Below are 15,705 nucleotides of genomic sequence, written 5' to 3'. Positions count from 1 at the left end.
GCATTGATTTATAAGGAGATTAAATATTTATTGAGGTTTTTTTTGGTAACGGAAATCCGGTTAACCGAATCGACCGGCAAGTCGCGTTCGGAAAACCGAATGCAAAAAGATCGCAACCTGCGGCAACTCGCTCTGTAGGAGCTGCCGCAGGCTGCGATCTTTTGATCTGCTGCTCTATTCAAGCAATCCGTCAGGCTGCTTCGATCTTGCTGCGGTTCTGCTCGACCTTGCTCAAGTAATCGGCGAGCCTTTGCTGTTGTTCGGGGGTGGTGAACAAGCCGAGCTTGCTGCGCCGCCACAGAATGTCGCGGGCGCTGGTCGCCCACTCTTCGCTGCACAGGTAATCGACTTCGCGGGTGTAGAGACCGCCGCCAATGTGTTCGCCCATGTCGTTGAGGTTCTGTACGCCTTCGAGCATGCGCCAGGTGCGACTGCCGTAGGTGGTGGCCCAACGGCGCGAGATTTCGCTGGGGATCCAGTCGAATTTGTCACGGATCTGCGCGCTCAGCGCCTGCGGTGTGCTCATGTCTTCGCCGCCCGGCAGGGGGGCGCTGGCGGTCCAGCTTGGCAAGATGTGCGGGAAGTGCGACGCCAGTTGCGCCAGCGCCGATTCGGCCAGCTTGCGATAGGTGGTCAGTTTGCCGCCGAATACCGACAGCAGGGGCGCTTCCTCGCCACTGCCCGACAGCGCCAGGGTGTAGTCGCGGGTGACGGCCGACGGGTTGTCGGACTCGTCGTTGCACAGCGGACGAACGCCGGAGTAGCTGTGCAGGATATCGCCACGGCCGATCTGTTTTTTGAAGTGGGCGTTGACCACTTGCAGCAGGTAATCGGTTTCGGCCTCGGTAATCGCCACTTTTGCCGGATCACCGGTGTACTCGCGGTCGGTGGTGCCGATCAGGGTGAAGTGATTGAGGTATGGAATGGTGAAGACAATGCGCTGATCTTCGTTTTGCAGGATGTGCGCGTGATCGCCTTCGTACAGCTTCGGTACGATCAGGTGGCTGCCCTGGATCAGGCGGATGCCGTAGGGCGATTCCATTTTCAGGTCGTCACGAATGAACTTGGCGACCCAGGGACCGGCCGCGTTGACCAGCGCCTTGGCACGGATCGAAAACAGGCTGCCATCGGCGCGCTCCAGGTGCAGGTGCCAGAGGCCTTTGGTGCGACGCGCGCTGACGCAGCGGGTCTGGGTGTGGACGTGGGCGCCTTTTTCCCGGGCCGCCATGGCGTTCAATACCACCAGGCGTGCATCGTCGACCCAGCAGTCGGAATACTCGAAGCCTTTGGTGATTTCACTTTTCAGCGCGCTGTCGGGACCGAACTTCAGGCTTTTGGAACCGGCCAGCTTTTCCCGTTTACCCAGGTTGTCATAGAGGAACAGGCCAGCGCGGATCATCCAGGCCGGACGCAGGTGCGGGCGATGCGGGAGTACGAAGCGCATTGGCTTGACGATGTGCGGGGCCTTGGCCAGCAACACTTCGCGCTCGGCCAGGGCTTCGCGCACCAGGCGGAATTCGTAATGTTCAAGGTAACGCAGGCCGCCGTGGATCAGCTTGCTGCTGGCCGATGAGGTGTGGCTGGCCAGGTCATCCTTTTCGCAAAGGAACACCGAGAGCCCGCGGCCCGCGGCGTCTGCCGCGATCCCTGCGCCATTGATCCCGCCACCAATGACGGCGATATCGTAGACCTCGGCGAGAGGAGGCGTAGGTGAAATAGAAGTGGGCATCGGCTAAGGCCTCGGAATTCTTTGATTTTCTGTATTTGAATTCGAACATTAATGTTCATTTGCGAAAATCTTAGCCCATAAAGACACGCACAGCCAGTCGACTTCGATTGAAAAAACTCATCGAAGGGCGGTTAAAGGAAAATATTCGAACATTCTCGCGCTGATCGTTCCCACGCGGAGCGTGGGAACGAGAATCGCGCAGGGGTTAAACGACTTCGAGGCGAATCTTGTGTTGATTCAACAACTGCGTCAGCGCCGGCACCGGCTGCTGGTCGGTCACCAGGCAATCGATCAGGCTGATGGGCCCCAGGCGGATCATGGCGTTGCGCCCGAATTTGCTGGAGTCGGCGGCGAGAATCACTTTGCGCGCGTTGGCGATGATCGCCTGGGATACCCGCACTTCCTGATAATCGAAATCCAGCAGGCTGCCATCTTCATCGATGCCGCTGATGCCGACCAAGGCAAAGTCGACCTTGAACTGGTTGATGAAGTCGACGCTGGCCTGGCCGACCACGCCACCGTCTCGCCGCACATTGCCTCCGGTCAGCAGGACGTCGAAGTCGTCCTTGGCGCTGAGCATCGAGGCCACGTGCAGGTTATTGGTGATGATCTTCAGGTGATTGTGATTGAGCAGGGCGCGGGCAATCGACTCAGTGGTCGTACCGATATTAATGAACAGCGAAGCGTGGTCGGGGATCTGTGCGGCAATGGCTTCGCCGATGCGCTGTTTCTCGTCGCGCATCTGATCGGCGCGCATGGCGTAGGCAGTGTTTTCAACACTGGAATCGTAAGCCGCGCCACCGTGGTAGCGGCGCAACAGATTGGCTTCCGCCAGCTGATTGATGTCGCGGCGGATGGTCTGCGGGGTAACAACGAACAGCGTGGCCATTTCCTCGATGCTCACATAACCGCGTTCGCGAACCAGTTCGAGGATTTGCTGCTGACGGGGAGGCAGATTCATGGGGCGTCCTTTGGGCTGCCGTGCAAAATTTGCCCATGATGCCGCAGGAATCTGCTCCCTACCAGTTACATCCCGATACGAGCCTTACAGCCTGGCTTATTCAGCCCCTTCGTGAGGCTCCCAATCGCGTGTGCGGCTGACGGCTTTTTTCCAGCCGGCGTAGAGTTTTTCCTTCGCCGCTTCATCCAGGGTCGGTTCGAACTGGCGCTCGATCACAGCCTTGCCGCGCAACTCGTCCAGGCTGCCCCAGAAGCCACAGGCCAGTCCCGCCAGGTAAGCGGCGCCCAATGCCGTGGTTTCGCGCATCTGCGGACGCTCGACCTGGGTGCCGAGAATGTCGGCCTGGAACTGCATCAGGAAGTTGTTCGCCACTGCACCGCCGTCAACGCGAAGGGCCTTGAGGCGTTCGCCGGCATCCTGCTGCATGGCGTCGAGGACGTCGCGGGTCTGATAGGCAATCGATTCCAGCGCGGCGCGAATGATGTGGTCGACGCGCACGCCACGGGTCAGGCCGAACAGCGCCCCACGGGCGTAAGGGTCCCAGTACGGCGCGCCGAGGCCGGTGAAGGCTGGCACCAGGTACACGCCGTTGCTGTCCTTGACCTTGTTGGCGAAGTATTCGGTGTCGTGGGCGTCGTTGATGACCTTCAACTCATCGCGCAGCCATTGGACGGTGGAGCCGCCGTTGAACACCGCCCCTTCCAATGCATAGGCGACTTCGCCGCGTGGGCCGCAAGCGATGGTGGTGAGCATGCCGTGGTTGGATTTCACGGCTTTGTCACCGGTGTTCATCAGCAGGAAGCAACCGGTGCCGTAGGTGTTTTTCGCTTGGCCGGATTCGACGCACATCTGCCCGAACAGGGCGGCCTGCTGGTCGCCAGCGATACCACCGATGGCGATGCCGCTTTTGGTGTGGCCGTAAATTTCCGAAGAGGACTTCACCTGCGGCAACATTTCCCGGGGGATGTCCAGCAACTCCAGCATCTTCGCATCCCACTCCAGGGTGTGGATGTTGAAGAGCATCGTGCGCGAGGCGTTGGTGTAGTCAGTGACGTGCACCTTGCCGCCGGTAAATTTCCAGATCAGCCAGCTGTCGACAGTGCCGAACAGCAGCTCACCGTTGCGCGCGCGCTCGCGGCTGCCCTCGACGTTGTCGAGAATCCACTTGAGCTTGGTGCCGGAAAAGTACGGGTCGGTAACCAGTCCCGTGGTTTCGCTGATGTATTGCTCATGGCCATCGCGCTTGAGCTGTTGGCAGATTTCGGTACTGCGCCGACATTGCCAGACGATCGCGTTGTAGATCGGGCGGCCGGTATTCTTGTCCCAGACCACCGTGGTTTCACGCTGGTTGGTGATGCCGATGGCTGCGACCTGATCGTGATGCAGGCCAGCTTGCGCCAGGGCCTCGACCATCACCGCGCTTTGGGTGGCGAAGATTTCCATCGGATCGTGTTCGACCCAGCCGGCTTGTGGATAATGCTGCGCGAACTCGCGCTGTGCGGTGCAGACCACGTTGGCGTCACGGTCGAAAATGATCGCGCGCGAGCTGGTCGTACCCTGATCGAGGGCAATGATGTAATTCTTGTTCTGAGTGTCGGTCATGTCGATTGCCTTGGACGAAAAAGGGAAGTGAGGTCTGGCGCGCGAGCAAACGGGCAGGTTTCGCGCGCCAACGCTATCAGGAAATTCTGGGCTTGCCGTCAATGGCCGGTGTTGCATCCTGTGTAGCAGGCGCGGCGCCAGGCAAGTGACGGGCAATCAAGCCGCGGTAGGCGGCAGCACCCAGGCAGGCACCGACAATCGGCGCAAAAACCGGAATCAGGAAGTACGGGATATCGCGGCCGCCAGTGAAGGAAATTTCACCCCAGCCAGCGAAGAAAGTCATCAGTTTAGGACCGAAGTCCCGTGCCGGGTTCATCGCAAAACCGGTCAGCGGGCCCATGGAACTACCAATCACCGCAATCAGCAGACCGATCAGTATCGGCGCCAGCGGGCCGTTGGGCAGGCCATTGTTATCGTCGGTCAGCGACATGATCACGCCCATCAGGATGGCGGTGATGATCACTTCGACAAGGAACGCCTGGGCCGTGGACAAGCCTGGATTGGGGAAGGTGGAGAACACCGACGCCAATTCGAGGCTGGCCGCACTGCCGCGAACCATTTGGTGAGTTTGTTCGAAATCGAAGAATAGATTGCTGTATAGCGTGTACACCAGTAATGCGCCGCAAAAGGCACCCGCCACCTGGGCGACGATGTAGAAAGGCAGTTTGCGCTTTTCGAAGTCGGCAAAAATGCTCAGTGCGATACTGACGGCAGGGTTCAGGTGAGCGCCGGAAACCCCGGCGGTCAAGTAGATCGCCATGCTCACGCCAATACCCCAGATAATGCTGATTTCCCAGAGGCCAAAGCTGGCACCCGCGACCTTGAGCGCGGCAACGCAGCCCGTACCAAAGAAGATCAGCAGCGCAGTGCCCAGGAACTCGGCCATGCATTGGCTCGACAGCGACGGTTGTTGTAAAGCAGTTGTCATTGAAACCTCATTTTTTTTCTTGTCTGGCGCTTTCATTTCATCATGGTCGAAGCGCGTTCTTCATTGAGGCAGGATCCCCATCCTGTTCCCGTTTTGCAGCTGGGTACTGCGGTAAGACATTTCATACAGTTTCAGAAACGAAAAAATATAGACAAGAAACGCTGATGTCAAAGGTCGAAAGTGAACCGCTGGTCACAAATAATCTATTAGTTCTGTGAATGATCGCGTCGGTGAGTGTGCAAAATCACATGGGCTTTTTTAAGGCAGTGCCGCAATAGAGCCTTTTGTGGGTCAATGTCTTAGAATCCGGCCGAGGATTTCTACCGCCACCCAGTCTGGAGCTGTCATGACACCCGCATTGGATTTGCTGAAAAAGGTTCGCGCCGAACACCGTGTGCACAGTTATGAACATGACCCGAAGGCCGCTTCCTATGGGCTGGAAGCGGCGGAGAAGCTCGGACTGGACCCGGCGCAAGTGTTCAAGACCTTGCTGGCGGCCAGTGAGAAAGGCGAATTGCTGGTTGCGGTGGTGCCCGTCGGCGGAAGCCTGGACTTGAAGGGCCTGGCCCATGCGGCCAAGGTGAAGAAGGTCGAAATGGCCGACCCTGCGGCGGCGCAACGCTCCACCGGTTATCTACTGGGCGGTATTAGCCCGCTGGGACAGAAGAAGCGCTTGCGGACCTTTATCGACAGTTCGGCCCAGCCGTTGGCGAGCATTTTTGTCAGTGCGGGACGGCGGGGGTTGGAGGTCGAACTGGCACCGGCGGTGCTGGCGGAGCACACCCAGGCAACATTCGCCGATATAGGCCGAGCTTGAACTTGGGTTGAAAACGAAAAGATCGCAGCCTGCGGCAGCTCCTACAGGGAGCGCATTCCAATGTAGGAGCTGCCGCAGGCTGCGATCTTTTGCTGTTGATCAGTGCGCAGTGCTGTAGCGCCGAACCCCGGAATCAACCGTCGGAATATGCGCCGCCGTACTGCCGGACGCCTGGAACAGCACCAGGTGTTCCGCTGCCACACGAATGCCGACTTCTGCGCCGATCAGATGATCGACGTGGCTCGGGAAAATCGATTCCAGTTGTGCGCCGGTCAGCATTTGCAGGCGGTAAAGCGTCGAGGCACCCTGGAAAGACTTGCCGACGATCCGCGCCTTCAATGCACTGTCTGGCGCATAGACGATATCGTCCGGACGCAGCAATACATCCACCGCACCGCCGACCGGCCAGGTGTAGGCGCGGTTGCCGCGCAATTCACCGAGTTCCGTCTGCACCGACTCCGGGCTGCTCAACTGGCCGCGAATGAAGTAACCCTGGCCGATGAAGCTGGCCACATAGGGTGTCAGTGGTTCGTGATAGAGGTTGTAGGGCGTATCCCATTGCTCAAGCCGGCCTTCCTTGAACACGCCGACGTGATCGCTGACCGCGAAGGCCTCTTCCTGGTCGTGGGTCACCAGGATCGCGCTGGTGCCACGGGCCTTGAGGATGTCGCGCACCTCGTGGCTGAGTTTGCGGCGCAATTCTCCGTCGAGGTTGGAGAACGGTTCGTCCAGCAGCAGCAATTGCGGTTCTGGCGCCAGGGCGCGAGCCAGGGCGACCCGTTGCTGCTGGCCACCGGAGAGCTCGTGGGGGTAACGCTTGCCGAGGTTTTTCAGGTTGACCAGTTCGAGCAACTCTTCGGTGACGCGATCCTTGTTCGGATGTTTGCGAATGCCGAAGGCGATGTTGTCAGCCACGCTCAAATGCGGAAACAGGGCGTAGTCCTGGAACACCATGCCGATGCGACGTTTCTCGGGCGCGAGGGTGAAACCGGCACTGGAGATGGTCTCGCCAGCCAGCTGGATGTCACCTTCGTGCACCGGTTCGAAGCCGGCAATGGCACGCAGGGTGGTGGTCTTGCCGCAGCCCGAGGAGCCCAGCAGGCAGCCGATGTCACCGGCGTTCAAATGCAGGTTGAGGTTTTGCACCACGCGCTGGTCTTGATAGCCGCAGGCGAGGTTGCGCAGGTTAAGCAGTAATGGCTGGCTCATGCGTGGTGGTACGCCGCTTCGACCAGAAACTCGAGCAGGGCCTTTTGTGCGTGAAGCCGGTTTTCAGCCTGGTCCCATGCCACCGAGCGCGGGTCGTCGAGCAGGTCGAGGCTGATCTCTTCGCCGCGGTGAGCTGGCAAGCAATGCATGAACAGTACGTCCGGGGCGGCCAGGTCGAGCAGGGCACGGTTGACCTGGTATGGAGCAAACAGCTGCAGGCGCTTGGCAGTTTCTTCTTCCTGGCCCATGGAGGTCCAGACGTCAGTGCTCACCAGATGCGCACCGCGCACGGCGTCCTGGGGATCACGAACGATGGTCACCCGATCGCCGGCCTTGGCCACGAATTCGGGATTGGGTTCGTAACCTTCCGGGCAGGCGATGCGCAACTGGAAGTCGAACTGGATCGCCGCTTCTATATAACTGTTGCACATGTTGTTGCCGTCACCGATCCAGGCAACGGTCTTGCCCTGGATGGAGCCACGGTGCTCGAGGAACGTCTGCATGTCGGCCAGCAACTGGCACGGGTGCAGGTCGTCGGACAGGCCGTTGATCACCGGCACACGGGAGTTAGCGGCGAATTCGGTCAAGTTGCTGTGGGCAAAGGTGCGGATCATCACGGCGTCGAGCATGCTCGACATGACGATCGCGCAGTCGCCGATTGGCTCGCCACGGCCCAATTGGGTATCGCGCGGCGACAGGAAGATCGCCTGGCCACCGAGCTGGATCATGCCGGCTTCGAACGAAATTCGGGTGCGGGTCGAGGACTTTTCGAAAATCATCCCGAGCACGCGGTTTTTCAAAGGCTCGAACAGTACACCGCGGTTACGCAGGTCTTTGAGCTCAACGCCTCGACGGATCACGCTGACCAGCTCTTGGGGCGTGCAATCCATCAGGGAGAGAAAGTGCCTTGCGCTCATCATTGACTACCTTTTTGCTACAAACCGCAGATGCTCAAAGCCTTGTTTAACGGAACAACGGGCGAGACCTGCGGCGTAAGCCGCACGGGGCGACGAAATAGGGGAAGGCGCGATCTTATAATTAAATGTCGCGTCTTACCAATAGGGCTACGGTTTTTAGGGGATTTCAGAGGGGCTATCGGTGGACCGCAATAGCGCTTTTGAAGCCTGTTTCCTGACTGCAGCCAGTCATTTGTACACCGGGGCCTTGGAACTTGGCAATCCAGAGGGGCGGGGATGGCGAACAGACAGTCGGTTTTCGGCCGGTGGTTCGTGACCTTGGTGCCGGGCGCAGCCGATCTGAAATACTTGCGAATGCAAAGTGCTGGGTTATAACTAATTCACGAGTGACGCAGGAAGCTCAGCGATGGAATCGAAAGAACAGCAGCTTATGGAATTGCTCGGCCTCACGGCACGCTCCCTGACTCACCTGACCGCCTCCATGACATCGATGTCTTTCGAACTGCTGCGCAGCGACGACCAGGTCACACGCGACGCAGGACGGCGCATGATCGATCGCATGGTCACCATCAGTGCCGGGCTTGACGAACACTGGCGCCTGATTGGCGAGCTGACCGGTGTGCACGCAGCCCAAGGGCCGGTCGAAACCCTCCAGGAAATCCAGTTGCAGGCGCCGCCGAGGTTGCCTTCGAGCTGATGGCTTGCGGTTATCGGCAGGCCTGATAACCACCGATTCACAAGATGAACGTCGCTGGCGCGCTGGAGGGGCAGGCACCATAGTTTTGTTTCCGCGGTCGCTATTGCCCGCCCAGAACAAGACAGAGACTGGCCATGACCAAGACTCTCCATCACCGTGCGTGCCATTTGTGTGAAGCCATTTGCGGGCTGACCATCGAAACCACCGAGCTCGAGGGCAACCTGCAGATCACCTCGATCAAGGGCGACCCCCAGGACAGCTTCAGCCGTGGGCACATCTGCCCCAAAGCGGTTGCCCTGCAAGACATCCAGAACGATCCGGATCGCCTGCATCAGCCAATGCGACGGGTGGGCAGCGAGTGGCAACCCATCGAATGGGACGACGCCTTCAACCTGGTCGCCGAACGCCTGGCCGCGATTCAGGAGCGCCACGGGCAGAATGCGGTGGCGGTCTATCAAGGCAACCCCAGCGTGCACAACTATGGGTTGATGACCCACAGCAATTACTTCCTTGGCTTGCTGAAAACCCGTAACCGGTATTCCGCGACGTCGGTCGACCAGTTGCCCCATCACCTGACCAGTCACTTGATGTATGGCCACGGTTTGCTGTTGCCGATACCGGACATCGACCACACCGACTTCATGTTGATCCTAGGCGGCAACCCGCTGGCCTCCAACGGCAGCATCATGACCGTGCCCGACGTGGAAAAACGCTTGAAGGCGATCCAGGCCCGAGGCGGCAAGGTCGTGGTGGTCGATCCGCGTCGCAGCGAAACGGCGGCAATCGCCGACCAGCATCTGTTCGTGCGCCCCGGTGGCGATGCGGCGCTGCTGTTCGGTCTGCTGCATACCCTGTTCGCCGAAGGCCTGACCCGCGACAGTCATTTGCCAGTGGACGGTCTGGACCAGGTGCGCGAAGCCGTGACCGGTTTCTCCGCCGACGTCATGAGTCCATTGTGTGCGGTGCCGGCGGAGCGGATCCGCCAATTGGCACGGGATTTTGCCGCCGCACCCACGGCGGTTTGCTACGGACGCATGGGCGTCTCGACCCAGGCATTCGGCACCCTGTGCCATTGGCTGGTGCAGTTGATCAACCTGGTTACCGGCAACCTCGACCGCGTCGGCGGTGCCTTGTGCACGGAACCGGCGGTGGACCTGGTGGCTTCGACGTCGGGCGGGCACTTCAATGTGTGGCAGAGTCGGGTGTCCGGGCGCCCGGAGTACGGTGGCGAACTGCCGGTGTCGGCGCTGGCCGAAGAGATGCTCACCGAAGGCGAAGGGCAGGTCCGTGCATTGATCACCGTGGCGGGCAACCCGGTGCTGTCCACGCCCAATGGACGCCAGCTCGAGCAGGCGCTGGACGGCCTGGAGTTCATGGTCAGTGTCGACCTGTACATCAATGAAACCACGCGTTATGCCGACCTGATCCTGCCGTCTACTTCTGCGCTGGAAAACGATCATTACGACACCACCTTCAATATGTTTGCGGTGCGCAATGTCAGCCGCTTCAACCGCGCCATCCTGCCCAAGCCCGAGGGTGCATTGCACGACTGGGAGATTTTCGTCGGGTTGGCCCAGGCGTTTGCAGCGAAGACCGGCAAGGAGTTGAAGCCCACTATCGCCCCGGCGCAGATGATCGACCGCGGTTTGCGCATGGGACTGTACGGCGACGCGTCGCCACACAAGCTGTCGCTGGCAACCCTGTTCGATCATCCCCATGGGGTTGACCTGGGCGCACTGAAACCCAACCTGGCGCCCCGCCTGAAAACCGCCAATCAACGAATCCAGGCTGCCCCCGCCGCAATCCTCGCCGACCTGGCGCGTTTCGCGACATTGCAGGCGCCGACCAGCGATGAGTTGTTGATGATCGGTCGGCGACATGTGCGCAGCAATAACTCATGGATGCACAACTATCACCGTCTGGTGAAGGGCAAGCCGCGTCATCAGTTGTTGATGCACCCGGATGATCTGGCGAGTCGCAAGTTAAGCGACGGGCAGAAGGTGCGGGTCAGTTCGCGGGTCGGGGTGATCGAAGTGGAAGTGTTGGCCAGCCTGGATATGATGAAAGGTGTGGTCAGTCTTCCACACGGTTGGGGCCATGCCCGGCCAGGTGTGCAAATGAGCATCGCCAGTGGTCAGCCGGGTTCCAGCGCCAATGACCTGACCGACGAGTGTCAGCTCGACGAGTTGTCGGGTAATGCGGCGTTGAACGGTGTGCCAGTGACCGTGGTAGCGGCCTGATCGCATCTGACGGAGAGACCGAGCAGGGCGCTCGGCTTTCCGTTACAATGCGCCACCGTGCCGACCCATGAGTCGGAAAGTTCAGCCGAGGTGCTCCATGGATATCATCGAAACGATTAAAGAGCAGATTGCCAACAACACCATTCTGCTTTACATGAAAGGCTCGCCGAATGCCCCGCAGTGCGGCTTCTCCGCGAAAGCCGCGCAGGCCGTGATGGCGTGTGGCGAAAAATTTGCGTACGTGGATATCCTGCAGAACCCGGAAATCCGCGCCAACCTGCCTAAATACGCCAACTGGCCAACTTTCCCGCAATTGTGGGTAGCTGGCGAGCTGGTTGGCGGTAGCGACATCATGACTGAAATGTCCGCTGATGGTTCGCTGCAGGCGCTGATCAAGGACGCGGCTGCCAAAGCAGCGGCAGCCAAGACCGAAGCCTGATACACGTGCATCAAAAAAGGCCCTTCACGGCAAACCGTGAAGGGTTTTTTTTCGCCTGCCAATCCTGCCGTCCCTGCCATCCCAGTAGGAGCGAGCATGCTCGCGAAAAACCTGAGTGCTCCGCGGGGTGCCAGGTTTCCAACGTTATCGTTGACGACCATCGTCGGAACGCCACCCGGAGCATGCTCGCTCCTACCTCCTACAGAGGGGAGGGTTGTTCTCTGGCGTTAAGCTGACTAAGATGTCAGAAAATTCATCCTATGATTGGATGAAAGGATGAATCCCATGTCAGATACTTCTCCGTTAATCAAGCGCTCCCTGGTCGATCAGGCCTTGGAGCAGTTGCGCTTGCGCATCAACCAGGGCGTCTGGGCGGTCGGCCAGCGTTTGCCCACCGAGCCCGAGTTGTCCGCAGAGCTGGGCATCAGCCGCAACACGGTGCGCGAAGCCATGCGCGTGCTGGCGTTTTCCGGGTTGATCGAGATCCGTCAGGGAGACGGCAGTTACCTGCGCGCGGTGGTCGATCCGCTGGACACCCTAAAGGCGTTGTCCCGCTGCTCACTCGAACAGGCCCGGGAGACACGGCACATCCTTGAAGTCGAGGCCATCGGCCTGGCCGCCATGCGCCGCACCGATGAAGACCTGGTGGCCTTGCGCGAGGCACTGGGCGTCAGCGGTACCCACTATCACGGCGATCTCGACACCTACATCGCCTGTGACCTGGTGTTCCACCGACGCCTGGTGGACGCCGCGCACAACCCGACGCTCAGTGAGCTGTATCGCTATTTCTCCAGCGTTGTCGGCGAACAATTGCGCCACTGCCTGAACATCACGCCCCGGCGCCAGGAGGTGTTCGACCTGCACGTCGAACTGCTTGATGCCGTGGAGCAACGCGACCCGGAGCGGGCCAAAGCCCTGTCGAGGCAGTTGATCAATGAACCTTGAAACCGAGAACGCCATGTCCAGCCAGCACACCGATGTCACTTCACCCAAGCGCACGGCAGAGCTGGAAGAGCTGCTGATCGACGCCGAGGCCGATGACGAGCAGGTCCAGCAAACCCAGCCAGTTCTGCGGCATCCGTGGTTGTTGCTGCTGGGCCTGATCCTGGTGGCTTTGAATCTGCGCCCGGCGCTGTCGAGCATGGCGCCGCTGCTGAGCGAGGTGTCGAAAAGCCTCGGCCTGTCGGCGGCCCAAGCCGGTTTGCTGACGACGTTGCCGGTACTGTGCCTCGGTTTGTTCGCTCCGCTGGCACCGGTGCTGGCGCGCCGCTTCGGGGCCGAGCGTGTGGTGTTGGGCATTCTCCTGACGCTGGCGGGGGGGATCATCCTGCGCAGTTCCTTCGGCGAAATCGGTCTGTTTGCCGGCAGTGTGCTGGCAGGTGCCAGCATCGGCGTGATCGGCGTGTTGCTGCCGGGCATCGTCAAGCGCGACTTCGCTAAACACGCCGGTACCATGACCGGTGTCTACACCATGGCCCTGTGCCTGGGCGCGGCAATGGCCGCGGGCGCCACGGTGCCGTTGAGTGAACACTTCGACAACAGCTGGAGCCTGGGCCTCGGGTTCTGGGTGATTCCAGCCTTGATCGCGGCGATGTTCTGGCTGCCACAAACCGGGCAGAAACACGGCGCGCATAACGTTGCCTATCGCGTGCGAGGATTGCTGCGCGACCCGTTGGCCTGGCAAGTCACCTTGTACATGGGCCTGCAATCGTCCCTGGCCTACATCGTGTTCGGCTGGTTGCCGTCGATCCTGATCGGTCGTGGCCTGAGCGCAACCCAGGCCGGGCTGGTGCTGTCGGGTTCGGTGATCGTTCAATTGATCAGCTCCCTTGCAGCGCCATGGCTGGCGACTCGCGGCAAGGACCAGCGCCTGGCGATCGTGATCGTCATGGCGCTGACCCTGGCAGGTTTGTTCGGTTGCCTGTACGCCCCGATCGAAGGCTTGTGGGGATGGGCGATTGTGCTGGGGCTGGGGCAGGGCGCCACGTTCAGCCTGGCATTGACCCTGATCGTATTGCGCTCGCGCGATTCCCACGTGGCGGCGAACCTGTCGAGCATGGCCCAGGGTTTCGGCTACACCCTGGCCTCCATGGGGCCATTCGCGGTCGGCATCGTGCACGACTGGACCGGCGGCTGGAACGCCGTGGGCTGGATCTTCGGGGTGATCGGCCTGGGTGCGATCATTGCCGGGCTGGGCGCCGGGCGTTCGCTTTACGTTCAGGTGGTCAGCGAAAAAGTCTGAATTCGCTCCTTGGCAGGACGAGCAAGCGGCATGAGTCCTTGCCCGGGGCATGAGTCCGGGCAAGGTGGGCTGCGGTGTTATGGATACTCGACTTCGAGGGTAATCGAGCCGTCGAGGGCGACATCGTTGGTCAGGTCGAGTGAGTCGGCGCGGGCAATCTGGGTGTATATCCGAAGGTCGGTTATCAGTTCCTTGATGGCGATCGGCGTGTACGGTCCACCGGTAGACCTGAATGCCGCGAGGGTACTAGGTGCCAGAAAGGCCGATTGAAACCAGGTGTTGCCATCGTCGTTAGACTGCAAAGGCTGCACCGGAACACCATCGGCCAGTGGAGCCCTGATTTGCACATCGACACTGCCGAGCTTCTGATTGCCGTTGATGTAACCCAGGCCGAACAAATTGCTACCTATACCGGAACCAATCCGGTTATCGATCGGTTTCAGCCTGAACGCAATGGCTGAACCGCAACTCACGGAGAGTTGCAAGGTCTTGTCAGGCAGGTTCGTGGATTTGTCCTGATTCAAGTCGTTGGACGAAATCGTCTTGTGGTCGACGACCCCGCCGCCAGACAAGGTCGGCGTGCACGCATTGGGGGTGATGGTACCGATGACCGTCAAATCGGTGCTGGGGGCTGCAAGCGCATAAGGCGCGATGCCGATCAATGCGGTGGCCGAGAGTGCTGCCAAGTATTTTTTCATTATGTGTTACTCACTTCTAGGGTTGTTGTCCCGGCTGGCCACGATGCTTGATTGCATTCGGGGCGCGTACCAGGTTGGGTGGTTTGCTACAGGTAAATAATCTCGATCGTCCCCGAGCCATCGAGGTCGATGGCGCTGCTCAAATCCAGGCTGTTGGTAGGGGCGATGACGGCGTTGACGGTGAGCCGGGTGCTGAGGTTCTGGATCAGTGCCGGGCCGGAATTTGCGGGGTTGTCGGTAAAACCCAGGTAGCTGTTTTTGCCGATGGCCATCGAGGTCGGGCCGGCCGTGCTCCATGCCATGCCGCCATTGGCGGAACCGGTTAGAAAGAGGCTGGCGAACGGGTCGGCGCTGGCGTCGACCGGGTCGAAGTTCAGCGAAAACGAACCGATCTTGCCGTTGCGGCTATCCGTCCCCAGGCCGTAGTCCGTTTCGTTGTTGGCTATCGCCGTACCCAAGCGGTTGTCATGCATGAGCATGGCGAACGTAGTCGGTGCATCGCAGCGCACGTTCAACGTCAGGGATCGCGCAGGCAGACGCGTGCTTTGGGTCGCGTTCAGGTCGTTTACCGACAGCGTGCCAAAGTCGACCAGCCCACCGTTGGATAGCGCCGGTTCGCAGGCCGCCGGTGCGAATCGGGCGCGCAAGGTCGCCTGTTGGCGACGTCCGATGCTAGTCGCGTCGAACTCCCCCGTGGTTTCCCAGGTGACTGCATCACGCACCTGTTGACCTTGCTCTTGTACCCAGGCGGTCAGCTCGAGCTGCGCCGTGAAATGGCGGCCCTGCGCGGGCACACCTGCCTGTACCGGAACGATCCCGTGCGCCGGTCGCCAGATCAGGTTCGATGCCGTCATCACGGGCGCCTGACCGACACCGGCAATCAAACCGATCTCGACTGACCGACCATCAAGCGCTGCGTCGCGAACACGGATCTGGTAGCTGCCGCGTTCGGCAAAGCGAAAGCGTTCGGCCGTTGTCGCCATGGCCCGGTAAAACACGCTCATGTCGACCGGTTGCGAACAGCTCAGGCTCAGGCCGAGGCGACGCTCACCCAAGGATCGCTCAGGACTGGCATCGGGGCGTATCGCCCGATTCATCAGACCGTAATCAAGCAGCGGTTGACTCAGGTTGAACTGACAGTCATCAGTGGATGCCCGGGCGACCGGCATGAGCCCGCTCAGTACCGCAAAGACGAGGCCCGGCAGCCAATAGCGCAACAGGTTCAT

General features: G+C 60.1%; 14 protein-coding genes. 6 read left to right on the top strand and 8 right to left on the bottom strand.

From position 1 onward, the window contains the following. Positions 1 to 190: 190 nt before the first annotated feature. The 4 genes from glpD to AC1Q8Q_RS06535 all read right to left on the bottom strand — a co-directional run bounded on the left by glpD (position 191) and on the right by AC1Q8Q_RS06535 (position 5,220). Positions 191 to 1,729, bottom strand: a complete 1,539-nt coding sequence (gene glpD / locus AC1Q8Q_RS06550) for a glycerol-3-phosphate dehydrogenase (protein ID WP_492614901.1) — start codon at positions 1,727 to 1,729, stop codon at positions 191 to 193. A 205-nt stretch (positions 1,730 to 1,934) separates the two neighbouring features. Next, positions 1,935 to 2,690 carry a DeoR/GlpR family transcriptional regulator gene (locus AC1Q8Q_RS06545; protein ID WP_008056633.1) on the bottom strand — a complete coding sequence of 252 codons (756 nt, stop codon included), beginning with the start codon at positions 2,688 to 2,690 and terminating at the stop codon, positions 1,935 to 1,937. Positions 2,691 to 2,786: 96 nt separating this feature from the next. Beyond that, entirely contained in the window at positions 2,787 to 4,292 is a 1,506-nt protein-coding gene (gene glpK / locus AC1Q8Q_RS06540) for a glycerol kinase GlpK (protein ID WP_020799855.1), read from the bottom strand. Positions 4,293 to 4,368: 76 nt separating this feature from the next. Beyond that, positions 4,369 to 5,220, bottom strand: coding sequence for an MIP/aquaporin family protein (locus AC1Q8Q_RS06535; RefSeq protein ID WP_020799854.1), 852 nt, complete (start codon positions 5,218 to 5,220; stop codon positions 4,369 to 4,371). Between the two features lie 346 nt (positions 5,221 to 5,566). Here AC1Q8Q_RS06535 and ybaK point away from each other — a divergent pair, with 346 nt between their 5' ends. Further along, on the top strand, positions 5,567 to 6,037 hold the full coding sequence (gene ybaK / locus AC1Q8Q_RS06530) for a Cys-tRNA(Pro) deacylase (protein ID WP_020799853.1): 471 nt from the start codon (positions 5,567 to 5,569) through the stop codon (positions 6,035 to 6,037). Positions 6,038 to 6,136: 99 nt separating this feature from the next. Here ybaK and AC1Q8Q_RS06525 read toward each other — a convergent pair whose 3' ends face one another. Together AC1Q8Q_RS06525 and argF are read right to left on the bottom strand one after the other, a co-directional pair. Beyond that, the gene (locus AC1Q8Q_RS06525; RefSeq protein ID WP_020799852.1) at positions 6,137 to 7,246 is read right to left on the bottom strand and encodes an ABC transporter ATP-binding protein; all 1,110 of its coding nucleotides are present in this window, start codon (positions 7,244 to 7,246) and stop codon (positions 6,137 to 6,139) included. Further along, positions 7,243 to 8,163, bottom strand: coding sequence for an ornithine carbamoyltransferase (gene argF / locus AC1Q8Q_RS06520; RefSeq protein ID WP_032831452.1), 921 nt, complete (start codon positions 8,161 to 8,163; stop codon positions 7,243 to 7,245). The genes AC1Q8Q_RS06525 and argF overlap by 4 nt, the downstream gene beginning before the upstream one ends. A gap of 406 nt (positions 8,164 to 8,569) precedes the next feature. On the opposite strand from argF, the gene plzR reads away from it, so the two are divergent. From plzR to AC1Q8Q_RS06495, 5 genes are all read left to right on the top strand, one after another. Beyond that, positions 8,570 to 8,860, top strand: a complete 291-nt coding sequence (gene plzR / locus AC1Q8Q_RS06515; protein ID WP_020799851.1) for a PlzR type 4 pili assembly inhibitor — start codon at positions 8,570 to 8,572, stop codon at positions 8,858 to 8,860. A gap of 134 nt (positions 8,861 to 8,994) precedes the next feature. Further along, entirely contained in the window at positions 8,995 to 11,100 is a 2,106-nt protein-coding gene (locus AC1Q8Q_RS06510) for a molybdopterin oxidoreductase family protein (RefSeq protein WP_020799850.1), read from the top strand. A gap of 97 nt (positions 11,101 to 11,197) precedes the next feature. Then, positions 11,198 to 11,539, top strand: coding sequence for a Grx4 family monothiol glutaredoxin (grxD, locus tag AC1Q8Q_RS06505; protein WP_007938922.1), 342 nt, complete (start codon positions 11,198 to 11,200; stop codon positions 11,537 to 11,539). 285 nt (positions 11,540 to 11,824) lie between these two features. Continuing rightward, positions 11,825 to 12,484: a FadR/GntR family transcriptional regulator gene (locus AC1Q8Q_RS06500; RefSeq protein WP_020799848.1), complete on the top strand. Its 660-nt coding sequence runs from the start codon at positions 11,825 to 11,827 to the stop codon at positions 12,482 to 12,484. After that, positions 12,474 to 13,781 carry a CynX/NimT family MFS transporter gene (locus AC1Q8Q_RS06495; RefSeq protein ID WP_168758879.1) on the top strand — a complete coding sequence of 436 codons (1,308 nt, stop codon included), beginning with the start codon at positions 12,474 to 12,476 and terminating at the stop codon, positions 13,779 to 13,781. Before AC1Q8Q_RS06500 ends, AC1Q8Q_RS06495 begins: the two co-directional genes overlap by 11 nt. Positions 13,782 to 13,858: 77 nt before the next feature. On the opposite strand, the gene AC1Q8Q_RS06490 is transcribed toward AC1Q8Q_RS06495, so the two are convergent. Beyond that, the gene (locus tag AC1Q8Q_RS06490) at positions 13,859 to 14,479 is read right to left on the bottom strand and encodes a DUF1120 domain-containing protein (protein WP_168758878.1); all 621 of its coding nucleotides are present in this window, start codon (positions 14,477 to 14,479) and stop codon (positions 13,859 to 13,861) included. A gap of 86 nt (positions 14,480 to 14,565) precedes the next feature. After that, complete coding sequence (locus AC1Q8Q_RS06485; protein WP_168758877.1) at positions 14,566 to 15,705, bottom strand: DUF1120 domain-containing protein; 1,140 nt, start codon at positions 15,703 to 15,705, stop codon at positions 14,566 to 14,568.

Source organism: Pseudomonas sp. GW823-FHT06B06 (assembly GCF_058795195.1).
The sequence above is the reverse complement of the archived record's forward strand: the minus strand, read 5'-3'. Positions and strand labels throughout refer to the sequence as shown.